Below are 14,560 nucleotides of genomic sequence, written 5' to 3' on the forward strand. Positions count from 1 at the left end.
GTGTCCGGTTCGGGGTTTGAGAGGTTTGCTGCCGTAAGCAGTAAACTGTGGCTTACTTAATAGAGAAGGTTACGGGTACTGTGAAGTACACCGATACTGCCCGGCCATTCTGCTTACCTGGCGTAAAGCGCGGCAGGTTCTTGATCACCCGCATCGACTCTTCGTCACAACCGGCACCAATACCTTTCTGCACTTCCACGTTCGAAACGGCCCCATCGGGACCAACTACGAACTTGATGAATACACGGCCTTCCACCTGATTGCGCAGGGCCATGGCCGGATACTTGATATTTTTGCTGATGTACGCCAGCAGAGCCTCCTGTCCACCGGGGAATACCGGCATCTGCTCTACGTAGGTGTACGGCTTGGTTTCAACTACCGTTTCTACTGCCTTGGTGCCCTCGCCGGGCTCCAGCCCTTTCAGGTCGGCAGGGTTATCGGTGTTGCCCTTTACCGTCACGGCGGCCACCACTTTCTCCTTCAGTTCTTCCTGGTCCGGAATTTCTTCCTTGCGCACCTCCTCGTCCTTTTTCACGACGGGTGGGGTGAACTTAATGGTAGAAAGCTTCGGTGGTGGCGGTGGTGGCGCCTCCGGTGGTGGGGGCGGTGGGGGCGGGGGAACATTTTTGTCCAGCGGGGGCGCTTCCATCAGCTCGTTTACCTTGAGCATCTTGTCCTCCACTACCACTTCGTCTTTCTTGAGCATCCGCGCAACAAGCGGGAAAGCAATCAGAATGGCGACGATGGCTACGGAAATCAAAACGGCCCGGGTAACGTGCTTGCCGTACACCCGCCGGATTATGTAAGCCCCGTAGGCCTTATTACGCCCCTCAAAGACGATGTCGTCGAGGGAGGCGTTGGCCAACTGCGTGTTGTCCATCATAATCCAGAAGATTTAATCAGCTCGGTATCGGCCTTCGAAATGTCCACCAGCGCGTACTTCTTCTGGTCGGTGATGTTCATTTCGTCGAGGATATCGACCATGTTTTTGTAGTTGGAATCGTCGGCCGGCTTAATCAGCACCACCAAGTTAGGGTTGGTGTGGCGGGAGAGCAATTCCTTACGGATGCCGTCAGCCCCGTAGCTCGATTCCTTCAGCTCCGGCTTGGAGTCATTATTGAGCAAGCCGTCGTAGTAGTAAATCTTGTTGTCGGAGCCGAGCAAGACAGTGAAGGCGTTAGAGGCCTTAATTTCCGACTTCTCTTCGTCGTTCTTAGGCTTCACCGGCATGTTGATTTCCATGACGGTGGGCTTGCTGAACGTAGTCGTCAGCATGAAGAAGGTCAGCAGCAGGAAGGCCAAGTCAACCATCGGGGTCATGTCGATTTTGGTCGACATTTTTTTCGCCCGCTTCTTGCCGCCTTTTCCGCCGCCGCCGCCACTTTGTGGGATTTCTGCCATAGTTTCTGTGCGGATTATTTACCGGCCACCGGTTTAGTTTCGAGGTCGGTAATGAGATTGAACCGGTTAATGTTCTTCTCCTGCATCAGTTTGATGACTTTCTTCACCGTCGGCACATCGGCCTGTCCGTCGCCTTTAATGGCGATGTAGGGAGCCGTGTTGAATTGCTTCTGGCTAAGGGAACGAGCCGCAATTACCCACTCGATCAACTGGTTGTTTAGCGAGTCGGACGGAATGCCGTCCTGCTTCACCAGTTTGCGCTGCTCAGGGTCGAGGTTGAGCAAGGCAGGCAGCTTTTCGATGGGCGTACCAAAGCTGGCGCCTGCCCCACGGAAAGCCTGCGTCTGAGCGGGCGTGAAGCTGATGCCGTACTTGGCGCCAACCTGCTTAAGCAGTTCACTCTTGATTTCGTCGTCGCCGACACCAAAAAATACACGCTTGTCTTTGTCGATGGCTATGGTGAGCACGTGCGATTCGGGCAGGCGGATTTCGGAAGTCGAGGAAGGCGTGTCCACCACCACAGCCTCTTCCGGGGCAAACTTGGTGGTGAGCATGAAGAAAGTCACCAGCAGGAAGGCCAAGTCCACCATCGGCGTCATGTCGAGCGACGGGGAGGTTCTGTGAGGCTTTACTTTAGGCATTGCTGGAGGAATTAAACGCGTGATTCAGAAACGAACAACTCACCGTTTTAGTGCACAAAGGCGCTAAAACTAGATGGTGGTCGTAGTAACCGGGGCCGAGTGGTCGGTAGCGCCGTGCTGGGCCGAGAAGGTCTGAATGATGCTGAAGCCAGCCTCGTCGATGCTGTAGGTCAGCTCGTCAATTTTGCTGGTGAAGAAGTTGTAGGCTACGATAGCCAGGGCCGAACCGGTAATACCGAGGGCCGTATTGATGAGGGCTTCCGAAATACCGTTGGCCAGGCCAACTGCGTCGGGAGCACCACCCTGGGCCAGGGCCGAGAAGGCCTTGATCATACCCAGTACCGTACCGATCAGACCTACCAGCGTGGCGATAGAAGCCAGGGTAGAGATGATAACGAGGTTTTTCTCCAGCATAGGCAGTTCCAGAGCAGTCGATTCCTCGATTTCCTTCTGGATGGCCAGTACTTTCTGGTCTTTCTCGAGGTAACGGTCACGCGACATTTCCTGGTACTTCACCAGGCCAGCGCGTACCACGTTGGCTACCGAACCTTTCTGCTGGTCGCAGGCGGCAATAGCACCAGTGATGTCGTTTACGTTCAGCTTCTGACGGATGGTGCGTACAAACGACTCGATGCTCTTGTTGCCTTTGGCACGGCTCAGGGTAAGGGCCCGCTCAATCGAGAAGATGATTACCAACAGGAACATGGTCATCAGCACCGGTACTACCGGTCCACCTTTGTACACTACACCGAAGTAGTCGCCCGCAATCGGGTTGTTTTCGTTGTTGCCGCCCTGGAAATGGCTGCCGTTACCGAACACGAAGATGAACAGCAACACGCTTACGATGAACGCCGCGATGATGGCAATGATGGCAAATGCGGACGAACCACTGCCTCGGGAATCGCCTTTAGGCGTAGCGGCAGCGGCGGGCCGGGCCGCGGGCTTATTCATAGCATTCTTTTGTTCCATTGGTCCGGAGAATTAGGGGTTGTTGGTGAAAGGTTGAGGTGCTTGTTGAAAAATGGTAAAAAGTGGGTGGACTATCCGTCGTCCGAACCATTCGCTTGCGTTATTAAGGGTGCCTTTTTTGAAGAGACAGGCAACAACGTTGGTGGCGAAATGATGAAGAAAGCGAAACTAGCCTTGGCAAACCTACTTAAAAAAGCTGACTGCTACCAAAAGAAAATCGTGTTTAAACGCACTAAACCGACATAATCCGCAAAAAAAGCGGTTTGTCCTAAAAAATCAGGCGCTTTATTGTCTTGTCAGCTGTTTGGCCTGCTCCCAATATCTGTCCATCTGGGCCAGCGTTAAGTCGGCTAGCTGATGGCCTTCCCGGGCCGATTCGGTTTCAAGGTACTGAAAACGCTGAATGAATTTGCGGTTAGTACGTTCCAGCGCCTCTTCGGGGTTGATGCCGGCGTGGCGGGCAAAGTTGATGAGCGAAAACAGCAGGTCGCCGAACTCGGCGGCGGCCCGCTCCTGCCGGGCCGTATCGGCGTCGGCCGGCCCATGGGCAAACTCTGCCCCGAACTCGGCCAATTCCTCCTGCACTTTCTGCCATACCTGCTCGGGTTTTTCCCAGTCGAAGCCTGCACCGCGAGCCTTCTCCTGAATGCGCATCGCTTTGATAAGGGCTGGTAGGGAAGCTGGTACGCCGCCTAGCACTGAAGTGTTGCCTTTTTCGCGCAACTTGAGTTGCTCCCAGTTACGCTTTACTTCCTCCTCGGTGTCGGCCTGTACATCACCATAAATGTGCGGATGGCGAAAAATAAGTTTTTCGCACTGGTCATTTAACACGTCGGCAATGTCGAAAGCCCCCTGCTCGCTGGCAATTTTGGCGTAGAACACCAAGTGAAGCATCACATCGCCAAGCTCCTTTTGCAGGTCGGGTAAGTCATGGCGGATGATGGCGTCGCTCAGCTCGTAGGTTTCCTCAATTGTGAGGTGGCGCAGGCTTTCGAGCGTTTGTTTCCGGTCCCAGGGGCACTCGGCCCGTAGGCGGTCGAGCACATCGAGCAGCCGCCCAAAAGCGGCTAACTGTTCAGTTTGGCGGGCGGGGGTGGGGTTTTCCATCAGGTCAAATATACAAAGGTGTCGGGCATTGGGCTGTAGCACCGGTGCCGGCCCACGATGAGCTTCAGCCATTAGCTTAACTTTCTGCGTAGGGAAAGCAGACCCGAATGGCTACTTTTGCGGCTGCTTACGGGCTATTTCGCCCTCATCTTTTTAGCAGCTCCTCTCGTGGCACTTATTAAATCCATTTCCGGCATCCGGGGTACTATTGGCGGCGCAGTTGGTGCGGGCCTCACGCCTATCGACATCGTGAAGTACGCGGCGGCCTTTGGCACCTGGGTACTCCAGCAAACCCAGAACAATACCATCGTCATTGGCCGCGACGCCCGCATCTCGGGCGACATGGTGAGCCGGCTGGTGGCTGCCACGCTGCAGGGCCTGGGCATCAACGTGATTGATCTGGGCCTGAGCACCACGCCTACCGTAGAAATGGCCGTGCCCGCCAAAGCGGCCGGCGGCGGCATTATTCTCACGGCCTCGCACAACCCCAAGCAATGGAACGCGCTGAAGCTGCTCAACGATAAAGGCGAATTTATTTCGGACAAAGATGGCCAGCTGGTGCTAGCGCTGGGCGATTCCGAGGCGTTCGATTTCGCGCCCGTTACCAAACTGGGCTCTTACACCACCGACGATACTTTTCTGCAGCAGCACATCGACGCTATTCTGGCTTTGCCGCTGGTAGACAAGGCGGCCATTCAGGCCAAAAACTTCCGGGTGGTGGTGGATGCGGTGAACTCCTGCGGGGGCTTTGCCGTGCCGATGCTGCTGGAGCAGCTGGGCGTAACAACCATTGAAAAGCTGTTTTGCGAGCCTACCGGCGACTTCGCCCACAACCCCGAGCCGCTACCCGAAAACCTGCGCGACATTGCTAAAACGATGGAGAAAGGCTCCTTCGACCTCGGCATTGTAGTGGACCCCGATGTGGACCGGCTGGCGCTGGTGAACGAGGACGGCTCTATGTTCGGCGAGGAGTACACGCTGGTAGCGGTGGCCGATTACGTGCTGGGCCAGCTTGGCGGCGGCAATACCGTGAGCAACCTGAGCAGCACCCGGGCCCTGCGCGACGTAACCGAGAAGCACGGTGGCCAGTACGCCGCCGCCGCCGTGGGCGAAGTGAACGTGGTGAACAAGATGAAGGAAACCCAGGCCGTTATCGGGGGCGAGGGCAACGGCGGCATCATTTACCCCGAGCTGCACTACGGCCGCGACTCGCTGGTAGGCATTGCCCTGTTTCTGAGCCACCTGGCCAAGTTCGGCCTGCCCATGACGCACCTACGGGCCTCGTATCCCAACTACTTCATCTCGAAGAATAAGATTGAGTTGACGCCCGAAATTGACACCGACCAGGTGTTAGCCCAGATGGAGAAGCGCTACGCTAATCAGCCCGTAAATACCATCGACGGGGTGAAAATTGAGTTTGACAAGGAGTGGGTGCACCTGCGTAAGTCGAACACCGAGCCCATCATTCGCATCTACGCCGAGTCGGAGTCCAATGCCACGGCCGACCATCTGGCCAACAAAATCATCGGCGACATCAAAGAAATTATCAATCGCTAGAACGCTGCTTGGCGGTGCAACGTGCACAAAGCGGCCGGCGGCTACTCACTCGGGGTAGTCGCCGGCCGCTTTGTTTGGGCCGGGCCCCGAACCCTTCCATCCGGTAGCTGCCGCGAATCCGCTATTTTTGCAGCTGAATCTGGCTGGCCCGCCTGGCCGGCTGGTTTTTACTGCCTTATTTGCCTGCCCATGAACGTGTATTTCGATAACGCCGCCACCACCCAGCTGGACCCCGAAGTGCTGGACGCCATGCTGCCGTTGCTGCAAACCCACTACGGCAACCCCAGTAGCATCCATGGCCCCGGCCGGCAGGTGCGTGCGGCCATCGAAAACGCCCGCAAAACGGTTGCCCACCTGATAAATGCCGCGCCGGCCGAAATCGTGTTTACCTCGGGCGGCACCGAGGCCGACAACTACGCCGCCTGCGGCACGGTGCGCCCGCTGGGCCTGCGGCACGGCATTACCTCGAAACTGGAACACCACGCCGTGCTGCACACCATGCAGGCGCTGGAAAAAAGCGGCCAGCTGCAACTCAGCTACCTGCGTCACGACGAGCGCGGCCGCCTCGACCTGGCGCATCTGGAAGAGCTGCTGGCCACCAACCCGCGCACGTTTGTAAGCCTGATGCACGCCAACAACGAAATCGGCAACCTCAACGATTTGACAGCCATCGGTGAAATCTGCGCCCGCCACCAGGCCGTGTTCCACACCGATACGGTGCAGACCATGGGCCACTACAAGCATGACGTGCAACAGCTGCCGGTGGATTTCCTGGTAGGCTCGGCGCACAAATTCCACGGCCCGAAAGGCATCGGTTTCCTCTACCGCCGGGCAGGCCAGACAGTGGACGCCCTGATTCAGGGCGGTTCGCAGGAGCGCAACCAGCGGGCCGGCACCGAAAACGTGTACGGCATTGTGGGGCTGGCCAAAGCGCTGGAAATAGCCTACCGCGACATGGCCGACCACCAGCGCCATATTCAGGGCCTCAAAGACCGGTTTATTGCCAAGCTGCAGGCTGAAATAGAGGGCGTGGAGTTCAACGGCACCTCGGCCGAGGGCGACCAGAGCCTGTACACGGTGCTGAGTGTAAGCCTGCCGCCCTCCGCCTTCAACGAGATGCTGCTCTTCAACCTCGATATCAGCCATGTGGCCGTGTCGGGTGGCTCGGCTTGTACCAGTGGCGCCAACGCCGGCTCGCACGTGCTCAGTGCCCTGGGCTGCGACCCTGCCCGCGGTACTATCCGCTTCTCGATGAGCAAGTACAACACAGCAGAAGAGGTGGACTACGCCGTGGCGCAACTGGCCAAGATATACCAGAAAAGAAGAGTGCTGAGCTAACCAACTCGTGCGTTTGCCGTTCGGCCGTCCGCAACGAAGCAAAAGGCCTTACCACCGCTGAGTGACCGTAGCAACGAGTCATTCAGCGGTGGTAAGGCCTTTAATCAGTTAGCAAACATCAAATTACCAGTTTTACCACTGGCCTTCCGCGCCGCCGCCGCCGCTCTGGCCGCCGCCAAACTGGAAACCAGGCTCGGGGCTTTGGGGAGCATGGGCCGTCTGGGCCACGATGAGGGCTTCGAGGTTGAGACCGGGCCGCTCGCCAGATTCGTTGTCGGGGGCGGCGGTGAGGCCGTGTTGGGGCGTGCGCAGGTAGCGTAGGGCCGCCGCTATTAGGCCGATGAGAAAGGCGCCGAGCAGGGCACTGGCAACGGCTGGCGGCAACACCGAGTGGTAGAAGCGCAAGGTGTAGCCCGAAAACGCCAGCGTGGCCAGCCCCGTGAGCAGCCAAACGCGGCTGGGTCGACGCAGGCCCTGGTAAAGGTAGAACAGCGGAACCAGGACCGTGAGCAGATAAAAGACCGGGGCAAACGGAATCTGCCCGGAAACCGGCAGCCCGCTGATGGCCGCGTTGCCCTCGCGTACGATGAGGTAATTGCCGCCCAGATAAAACGTAGCCAGCGACAGCACTTCAAGCGTGATAAAGCAGGCGTGGTAGTACCAGTAGTTGGTGCGGGCGGCCAGATAGCGTATCAGTTGGTAAAGGCCCACGGCCAGTGCCATGATGGCAAATGGCAACGGTAGGCGGCCGGCCCCGAATTGCAGCAGCCCGTTGGCCAGCAGCGCCATCACCGCCACGTAGGCCAAGACCGCCAGCAGCGCATCGCCGAAACGGGCGGTGGCCCAGAGTAGCAGGGCCAGCACGGGTAGCAGCCACAGCGCCAGATAGGGCGAATCGAGCAGCAGGAAGTCGAGAACGTTGGGCAGGGCAGCATCAACAAAGGCCTGCCAGGCAAGCGCGGCAAAACCCAGGCTGAGGTACAGCAATGCCTGATCGGAGCCGGCACGGTAAGTGCGCGAAGAGGAAATAAGCTGCTGTAAGGCAAACTGCCCGGCCAGCGCGGCAAGCAGGGCCGCCAATCCTATCATGATGGGCGCGCTCCAGTTGAAGGTTGATTCGAATAGCCCGGCGGTAAATAAAAAGATGAGGCCCAACACGGCCATATAGCCCAGCATGGTGAGTAAGAACAGCAGAATCTGCAGGTAGATGTTGGGCCGGTAGTAGATGAGCGGATAGGCTGCGCGAATGGCTTGTAACTGCGGCAGTGGCAGCAGACCCCGGCGGTGCCAGTTCTGGGCGGCGGTTTGCAGGGCCTCATGGCGGGCCCAGGCTGGGTTATAGGCCTTGTTCATGGGCGTCGGTGCCGGCCAGGCGTTTTAGGTGCGTGAGAAACCAGACGGCAGCGGCGGTGGAAGCAACGAAGTAGTAGAGCCCAAGGGAGAACACCACATCTAGGCCGAACTCCGAGAGCAGCCACCCTAGCCCGTAGGTGAATGCTACATAGCCGTAGGCAGCGCCCAGCAGCAGAAACAGGTGCGAGTGCGCCCGGCGCCCGTACCAGAACAGTCCCGCACTCACGGCCAGAATCAGCAGCACCAGTAGCGCTTTGGGGTTTAGCACTTCGTTGAATAGGGCGGCCGTGGCGGCCCCGAGCAGCAGGTTGCCGCCCAGCAGAATATAGGTGTAGGCAAAGTGGGCCTTGCGATGACGGGTTTCGCTTAGCCAGCCAACCAGCAGTAGCAGTGCCCCAAGCGCTATGGCTGCCCGGCTTACCGAACCAGTCAGGAAGTTGTTTTCGAACACGGCCAACGGCTGGGTATTCAGCCCCACCCAAGCTGCCAGGGCCGTAATAGCCATCGATAGCACGCCCCGGTGGTCGAAGCGGTAGGCCAGCAAGAAGAACAAAACGGCCGGTAGCGCCAGCGCCAGCCCGTAGCGGGTGCCGAACAGCTCATACTGGGCCTGCAAATAGCCTTCGAGCACCAGAAATAGCAGGCAGCCGAGCAGTAGCAGGTAGTCGGCCAGCAGGCTGGAGCCGGGCACCAGGGTCCAACTGAAGGACTGGCGGTGGCGGGCAGCGTAGGCAAAACAGGCCGTCATCAGTAGCGCCACCACTGCTACTACTACGCCATGTCCAATCTGGTCGAGGTGCTCGTAGATGAGTACGCCCAGCCCGCCGCTGAGCAGCGTAATTCCCAGGTAGAGCAGCGTCCGGATTTCGTAGTGCAGCGAGAAGGGCCGGGTTCGCTCGTCGGCCGTAATGGCAGTGGCTTGCTCGGTTGTTAGCAGGCCCCGGTCGCGGAGTTCGGCTATAAAAGGGTCGGCGCGCATGAAGCAGAACAAGTTGAAAAGCTGAATATAGCGGTCTTGCAACGGCTCGTTGCGTCGTAGCCTTCTGTGCTCCGGCCGTATCATAATCTGGCCGGGGCGCGTAAGGCCATGGCAACCTCTTCACTTTCGCTATGGCCGACATCAACATCCAACGCAAGAAAAACACCCCCAGTCCCTGGCTGCTCCTGCTGGTGGTGCTGGCCGTAGTGGGGCTGGGCGCCTGGTTTTTATTTAAAGCTGAAATCAACGCCACCCGCAGCACGCCGCCCCCACCGCCGCCACCGCCGGCCGAAACGCCGCTCGTGCCCGCCGACACGCTTATGGGCGCCGAAACCGGTCCCCGGCCCGATGCCGACATGGCCAACGATATGGCCGCCACCGCCCCGGTTACGCCCGATGTGCTGGCGGCTTTCGTGGCCGCCGACGCGGCGCAGCCCGGCTATGGCCGCGAGGCCCTGCGCCTGCTGACCTCGGCACTGGTGGGCCTCGTGGACCGCGACGACTTGCGCACGTCCGAAATCCAGATCCGCCGCGACGACCTGACCAGCGCTACTGCCCGCCTCGACGAGCCCGCTGCCCGTTTGCGGCCCGGGCTGGTGGCCGCGTCCAACCTCATGCAGGCCATTCAGCAACAGGGCTACCCCGAACTGCAAAACGAAGCACAACGCCTAGCTGCCCAAGCTACCGACCTGAGTGGCCAGGCCGCGACACCCGAGGAGCAGCAAGCCTTGCGCAGCTATTTCGAGCGGGCCACCAAGCTGCTGCGGGCCTTCAATGCCCTGCCTGCGGGCCGTTAGGCCCGGCCCGATTTTTCCTTCCTGATTTCAGCATCTTTCTTCATGGAAACCCCTTCCGATTCCATTCCTTCGGCCCAGGGCTTGCACCTGCGCCGCCTGCGCGACCTGACCGAGTTTGAGGTAGCCGACGACAACCCCGACGTGCGCGGCTGGCCCGTACGCGGGGCTGATGGCCGCCAGTTCGGCCAGGTATTCGAGCTGATTGTGGATGTGGACGCACTGAAAGTGCGCTACCTCGATCTGCAGCTCGATGGCAGCCTTGGTATTGATGAGCGCGACAACCACATCCTGCTGCCCATCGGCGTGGCCGCCCTCGATGAGGAAGCCGACAACGTATTCGTGCCCTCACTCACCTACGAGTCGGTAATTCAATACCCGCCCTACAACGAAATCCAGATAACCCGTGAGTATGAGCAGGCCATGTTGCAGGCGCTCAGCCTGGGCCTGCCTGCCGCCAGTACCGAACCCGATTTCTATAGCCAGCCCGGCTACGATACGGCTACATTTTACCAGCGCCGCCGGCTGAAGTAGAAGGGCGCAAAATGAGAACGGCGTAGGGTGCGGAGCTTATCCCCACCCGCCGTTGAACGACCACATCAGGTTTTGTTCAACGGCGGGCGGGGACAAGCCCCGCACCCTACGCCGTTCTGTTAGTTCCGCCGGATCATGCCGGCTACGGCTTCTACCCACATCGGCTCGGAGTTGAGGCTGGGCACGAGCTGCCAGTGTTTGCCGCCGGCTTCTTCGAACAACTCCTTGAATTCATCGCCCACTTCAATGGTAGTTTCGAGGCAATCGGCCACGAAGGCGGGGGAGAAGGCCAGCACGTTGTGGATCCCCTTGGCAGGGTATTCCTTGATAACCTCGTCGGTGTAGGGCTGCAGCCACGGGTCGCGAAGGCGGCTTTGCAGGCGGCTCTGGAAGGTGGTGGTGTACTGCTCCGGCGTCAGGCCGAGGGCTTTGCCCAGCTGGCGCGAGGTTTCGTAGCACTGCGCCCGGTAGCAGTAGCGGTTGTTTTTGTTGTAGGATTTGCAGCAGTCGCCCAGCTTGCAGTAGCCTTTGTGACTGCCCTTCAGCACGTGCCGCTCCGGGATGCCGTGGTAGCTGAATACGAAGTGGTCGTAGTCGTGCTTGGCCATTTCGGCCTTGCCCAGCATGGCGAAGGTTTCGATGAAGCCCGGCTCGTCGACGAAGTTGCTGATGAAGCTGATGTTGGGCACAATCCACCACTTGCTTACGAGGTCCATTACCTTCTCCTGCACCGAGCCGGTACTGGCCGAGGCATACTGCGGAAACAGCGGCAGCACGATAATGCGGCTCACGGCGGCGTCGCGCAGTTCCTGCAGGGCGCTTTCCACGCTCGGGTTCTGGTAGCGCATCCCAAAAGCCACCAGATAATCGGAACCCAGCTCTTCCTGCACTTTCTGCTTTAGATCGAGGCCATGGAAGAGCAAGGGCGAGCCGCGCTCCGTCCAGAGCTGCTGGTAGATTTTGGCCGATTTGGGCGCCCGCAACGGAACCACCAGCCCCCGGAACAGCGGGTAACGGATGGCGGCCGGCATGTCCACCACGCGGGCATCGGTCAGAAACTCGTTGAGGTAGCGGCGTACATCGGGCGTCTGGGGCGAGTCGGGCGTACCGAGGTTGACGAGCAGCACGCCGATGCGGCCTTGGTTGGAAGAAGACATGGGCTATTTAGGCTGATAGCTGACAGCGCTTAGCTGGCAGCTTTTTTCGGTAGAACCATCGGCGTCACTGCCGACTGACACTTACAGGTCGTGCATGTAACCGTAAAGTTGGCCGGTTATCTTCAATCTGAACACAAAAAAGCGAGCAGGTAACCGGTAATAGCGAACGGCTCAGAAAAATCGTACCTTTGCAGCCCAAATTTCAGCATCTGAAATGAATACCGAACCTACCCCGCACCGCGCTGGCTTTGTGAGCATTATCGGCAAGCCCAACGTGGGCAAGTCCACGCTCATGAACGCCTTGCTGGGCGAACGGCTCAGCATCGTCACGAGCAAAGCCCAGACCACGCGCCACCGCATCCTGGGCATCCTCAACGGCGACGACTTCCAGCTCATCTACTCCGATACGCCCGGCATCATCCAGCCCAAGTATGAGCTGCACAACGCCATGATGTCGTTCGTGTACTCTTCCCTGGAAGACGCCGACGTGGTGCTGTTCGTGACCGATATCTACGAGAAGCACGACGAGGAGCCGGTGGTCGAGCGCCTGCGCAAAATGGTGGATACGCCCATTCTGCTGCTGGTGAACAAAATCGACCAGGCCGACCAGGAGCAGGTAGAAGCCAAAGTGGAATACTGGCGCGAGCACCTGCCCAACGCGGCCCGGGTGCTGCCCATTTCGGCCCTCGAACAGTTTGGTACCGCCGAGCTGCTCGATCTGGTGCTGGGCTATCTGCCGGTGCATCCGCCCTACTACCCCAAAGATGAGCTGACAGACAAGCCTGAGCGGTTTTTCGCCGCCGAAATGATTCGGGAGAAAATCTTCAAGCTCTATAAAAAGGAAGTGCCCTACAGCTGCGAAGTAGGCATCGAGGAGTTCAAGGAAGACGAAGATATCATCCGCATCCGGGCCGTGATATACGTGGAGCGCAACTCCCAGAAAGGCATCATTATCGGCCAGCAGGGCGCGGCCCTCAAAAAGGTAGGCACCTGGGCCCGCGAGGAAATGGAGAAGTTCTTCCGCAAGAAAGTCTTCCTCGAAACCTACGTCAAAGTCGATGAAAACTGGCGCACCGACCCGAAAGCCCTGAACCGCTTCGGGTACAGTCAATAAGGTGAGATAGTGAGTGGAAAACGTTTGTCATCCTGAGCGAAGCGAAGGACCTTCTTACGGTAGCACCATTGCTACAACGATTGGTACTACCGTAAGAAGGTCCTTCGCTTCGCTCAGGATGACATAAACTCACCACTTCACCACCCCATCAAAATCCGACCACTCAACAACTCACTTAACTACTCCGGGCACTGCCGAAATTGGTCGGGCCGGCGGCTGGAGTCAGACATATGAAGAATACCATTGCCATTGTCGGGCGCCCCAATGTGGGCAAATCGACCCTTTTTAACCGCCTCGTCGGTCAGCGCAAAGCCATCATGGACGACGAGAGCGGCGTAACCCGCGACCGGCACTACGGCTACGGCGACTGGATCGGGAAGTACTACACCGTGATTGACACCGGCGGCTACGTACACAACTCCGACGACATCTTCGAGGGCGAAATCAACAAGCAGGTCAAGCTGGCTATTGATGAGGCCGACGTGGTGCTGTTTATGGTGGATACCATTGCCGGCGTGCACAGCCTCGACGAGGAATTTGCCAGCGTACTGCGCCGCTACCAGGGCAAAAAGCCCATCTACATCGTTGCCAACAAGGCCGATACCAACAACCGCATTCACGCGGCCGGCGAGTTCTACGCGTTGGGCGTGGGCGACGGCGAAATCTACCCGATTTCCTCGGCCAGCGGCTCGGGCACCGGCGATTTGCTCGACGCCGTGGTGAGTCACTTCGAGGACGAAGGCATTGAGGAGCCCGATCTGGGCATTCCGAAAATTGCCATCGTGGGCCGGCCCAACGTGGGCAAGTCGTCGTTCGTGAACCTGCTGCTGGGTACCGACCGCAGCATCGTAACCGATATTGCCGGCACCACCCGCGACTCCATTCAGGCTCGTTACAACGCCTTCGGCAACGAGTTCATGCTGGTCGATACGGCCGGTTTGCGTCGTAAAACCAAGGTGCACGAAGACGTGGAATTCTACTCGGTGCTCCGCTCGTTGCGGGCCCTGGAAGAGGCCGACGTATGCGTGGTGATGCTCGACGCCACCCGTGGCATCGAGTCGCAGGACGTGAACATCATCGGCTTGGCCGACAAGAACCGCAAAGGCATCGTGATTCTGGTGAACAAGTGGGACCTGATCGAGAACAAGGAAACCAACACGGCCAAGGAGTTCGAGGCGAAAATCATGGAGAAGATTGCGCCCATCGCGTATCCGCCCGTCATTTTCACCTCGGTACTCACCAAGCAGCGCGTACACAAGGCCATTGAAACGGCCATCGACGTGTACAACAACAAGCGCCGTAAAATCCCGACCTCGGAGTTGAACGAAGTGATGCTCAAGGAAATTGAGAAGTACCCGCCGCCCATCCAGAAGGGCAAGCTGGTACGCATCAAATACGTTACTCAGCTGCCAACGCACAACCCGGTGTTTGCCTTCTTCTGCAACCTGCCGCAGTACGTGAAGGAAAGCTACACCCGCTACCTCGAAAACCGCATGCGCGAGCATTTCGACTTCACCGGCGTGCCCATCGGCATCGTGTTCCGCAAGAAGTAAGCAACGCCAAGAGGCTCCTGGCCGCATGCTGAAAGGATTTAGGGGCGGCGGCTGAAAAAAGAT

Annotated in this window: 14 protein-coding genes; 6 read left to right on the forward strand and 8 right to left on the reverse strand. The window is 58.5% G+C overall.

Annotated elements, in window-relative coordinates; all coding sequences use genetic code 11:
* Nucleotides 1-52 precede the first annotated feature (52 nt).
* The 5 genes from BLW21_RS17770 to mazG form a co-directional block, all read right to left on the reverse strand.
* A complete protein-coding gene (locus BLW21_RS17770; RefSeq protein WP_245711952.1) occupies nucleotides 53-883 on the reverse strand; it encodes an energy transducer TonB in 831 nt (276 codons plus the stop codon).
* On the reverse strand, nucleotides 880-1,401 hold the full coding sequence (locus BLW21_RS17775; RefSeq protein ID WP_092742839.1) for an ExbD/TolR family protein: 522 nt from the start codon (nucleotides 1,399-1,401) through the stop codon (nucleotides 880-882). The genes BLW21_RS17770 and BLW21_RS17775 overlap by 4 nt, the downstream gene beginning before the upstream one ends.
* Nucleotides 1,402-1,415: 14 nt before the next feature.
* On the reverse strand, nucleotides 1,416-2,042 hold the full coding sequence (locus BLW21_RS17780; RefSeq protein ID WP_092742841.1) for an ExbD/TolR family protein: 627 nt from the start codon (nucleotides 2,040-2,042) through the stop codon (nucleotides 1,416-1,418).
* A 69-nt stretch (nucleotides 2,043-2,111) separates the two neighbouring features.
* Nucleotides 2,112-2,993, reverse strand: coding sequence for a MotA/TolQ/ExbB proton channel family protein (locus tag BLW21_RS17785; RefSeq protein WP_092742952.1), 882 nt, complete (start codon nucleotides 2,991-2,993; stop codon nucleotides 2,112-2,114).
* A gap of 303 nt (nucleotides 2,994-3,296) precedes the next feature.
* Nucleotides 3,297-4,118, reverse strand: coding sequence for a nucleoside triphosphate pyrophosphohydrolase (mazG, locus tag BLW21_RS17790; protein WP_092742844.1), 822 nt, complete (start codon nucleotides 4,116-4,118; stop codon nucleotides 3,297-3,299).
* 168 nt (nucleotides 4,119-4,286) lie between these two features.
* Between mazG and glmM the strand changes: the two genes are divergently transcribed.
* Nucleotides 4,287-5,675, forward strand: coding sequence for a phosphoglucosamine mutase (gene glmM, locus BLW21_RS17795; RefSeq protein WP_092742954.1), 1,389 nt, complete (start codon nucleotides 4,287-4,289; stop codon nucleotides 5,673-5,675).
* Nucleotides 5,676-5,864: 189 nt separating this feature from the next.
* Nucleotides 5,865-7,013 (forward strand): cysteine desulfurase family protein, encoded by a 1,149-nt coding sequence (locus BLW21_RS17800; RefSeq protein ID WP_092742849.1) that lies wholly within the window; start codon nucleotides 5,865-5,867, stop codon nucleotides 7,011-7,013.
* Nucleotides 7,014-7,145: 132 nt separating this feature from the next.
* On the opposite strand, the gene BLW21_RS17805 is transcribed toward BLW21_RS17800, so the two are convergent.
* A complete protein-coding gene (locus BLW21_RS17805) occupies nucleotides 7,146-8,366 on the reverse strand; it encodes a hypothetical protein (protein WP_092742853.1) in 1,221 nt (406 codons plus the stop codon).
* Nucleotides 8,350-9,345, reverse strand: a complete 996-nt coding sequence (locus BLW21_RS17810; protein WP_175471032.1) for a DUF2157 domain-containing protein — start codon at nucleotides 9,343-9,345, stop codon at nucleotides 8,350-8,352. Before BLW21_RS17810 ends, BLW21_RS17805 begins: the two co-directional genes overlap by 17 nt.
* 131 nt (nucleotides 9,346-9,476) lie before the next feature.
* Here BLW21_RS17810 and BLW21_RS17815 point away from each other — a divergent pair, with 131 nt between their 5' ends.
* Together BLW21_RS17815 and BLW21_RS17820 are read left to right on the forward strand one after the other, a co-directional pair.
* Nucleotides 9,477-10,142 carry a hypothetical protein gene (locus tag BLW21_RS17815; protein WP_092742858.1) on the forward strand — a complete coding sequence of 222 codons (666 nt, stop codon included), beginning with the start codon at nucleotides 9,477-9,479 and terminating at the stop codon, nucleotides 10,140-10,142.
* A gap of 42 nt (nucleotides 10,143-10,184) precedes the next feature.
* Nucleotides 10,185-10,673: a PRC-barrel domain-containing protein gene (locus BLW21_RS17820; protein ID WP_092742861.1), complete on the forward strand. Its 489-nt coding sequence runs from the start codon at nucleotides 10,185-10,187 to the stop codon at nucleotides 10,671-10,673.
* Between the two features lie 119 nt (nucleotides 10,674-10,792).
* On the opposite strand, the gene hemH is transcribed toward BLW21_RS17820, so the two are convergent.
* Complete coding sequence (gene hemH / locus BLW21_RS17825) at nucleotides 10,793-11,830, reverse strand: ferrochelatase (protein ID WP_092742864.1); 1,038 nt, start codon at nucleotides 11,828-11,830, stop codon at nucleotides 10,793-10,795.
* A gap of 214 nt (nucleotides 11,831-12,044) precedes the next feature.
* Between hemH and era the strand changes: the two genes are divergently transcribed.
* A complete protein-coding gene (gene era / locus BLW21_RS17830) occupies nucleotides 12,045-12,944 on the forward strand; it encodes a GTPase Era (protein ID WP_092742867.1) in 900 nt (299 codons plus the stop codon).
* A 230-nt stretch (nucleotides 12,945-13,174) separates the two neighbouring features.
* Nucleotides 13,175-14,497, forward strand: coding sequence for a ribosome biogenesis GTPase Der (der, locus tag BLW21_RS17835; RefSeq protein WP_092742871.1), 1,323 nt, complete (start codon nucleotides 13,175-13,177; stop codon nucleotides 14,495-14,497).
* The last annotated feature ends 63 nt before the right edge of the window (nucleotides 14,498-14,560 follow it).

Origin of the sequence: Hymenobacter psychrophilus (assembly GCF_900107135.1) — a bacterium.
Taxonomy (GTDB): domain Bacteria; phylum Bacteroidota; class Bacteroidia; order Cytophagales; family Hymenobacteraceae; genus Hymenobacter; species Hymenobacter psychrophilus.

Bases quoted from the DNA above. Each gene is read 5' to 3' on its own strand.
- BLW21_RS17770 (WP_245711952.1), bottom strand. From the start codon at position 883: ATGATGGACAACACGCAGTTGGCCAACGCCTCCCTCGACGACATCGTC.
- BLW21_RS17775 (WP_092742839.1), bottom strand. From the start codon at position 1,401: ATGGCAGAAATCCCACAAAGTGGCGGCGGCGGCGGAAAAGGCGGCAAG.
- BLW21_RS17780 (WP_092742841.1), bottom strand. From the start codon at position 2,042: ATGCCTAAAGTAAAGCCTCACAGAACCTCCCCGTCGCTCGACATGACG.
- BLW21_RS17785 (WP_092742952.1), bottom strand. From the start codon at position 2,993: ATGAATAAGCCCGCGGCCCGGCCCGCCGCTGCCGCTACGCCTAAAGGC.
- mazG (WP_092742844.1), bottom strand. From the start codon at position 4,118: ATGGAAAACCCCACCCCCGCCCGCCAAACTGAACAGTTAGCCGCTTTT.
- BLW21_RS17800 (WP_092742849.1), top strand. From the start codon at position 5,865: ATGAACGTGTATTTCGATAACGCCGCCACCACCCAGCTGGACCCCGAA.
- BLW21_RS17805 (WP_092742853.1), bottom strand. From the start codon at position 8,366: ATGAACAAGGCCTATAACCCAGCCTGGGCCCGCCATGAGGCCCTGCAA.
- BLW21_RS17810 (WP_175471032.1), bottom strand. From the start codon at position 9,345: ATGCGCGCCGACCCTTTTATAGCCGAACTCCGCGACCGGGGCCTGCTA.
- BLW21_RS17815 (WP_092742858.1), top strand. From the start codon at position 9,477: ATGGCCGACATCAACATCCAACGCAAGAAAAACACCCCCAGTCCCTGG.
- BLW21_RS17820 (WP_092742861.1), top strand. From the start codon at position 10,185: ATGGAAACCCCTTCCGATTCCATTCCTTCGGCCCAGGGCTTGCACCTG.
- hemH (WP_092742864.1), bottom strand. From the start codon at position 11,830: ATGTCTTCTTCCAACCAAGGCCGCATCGGCGTGCTGCTCGTCAACCTC.
- era (WP_092742867.1), top strand. From the start codon at position 12,045: ATGAATACCGAACCTACCCCGCACCGCGCTGGCTTTGTGAGCATTATC.
- der (WP_092742871.1), top strand. From the start codon at position 13,175: ATGAAGAATACCATTGCCATTGTCGGGCGCCCCAATGTGGGCAAATCG.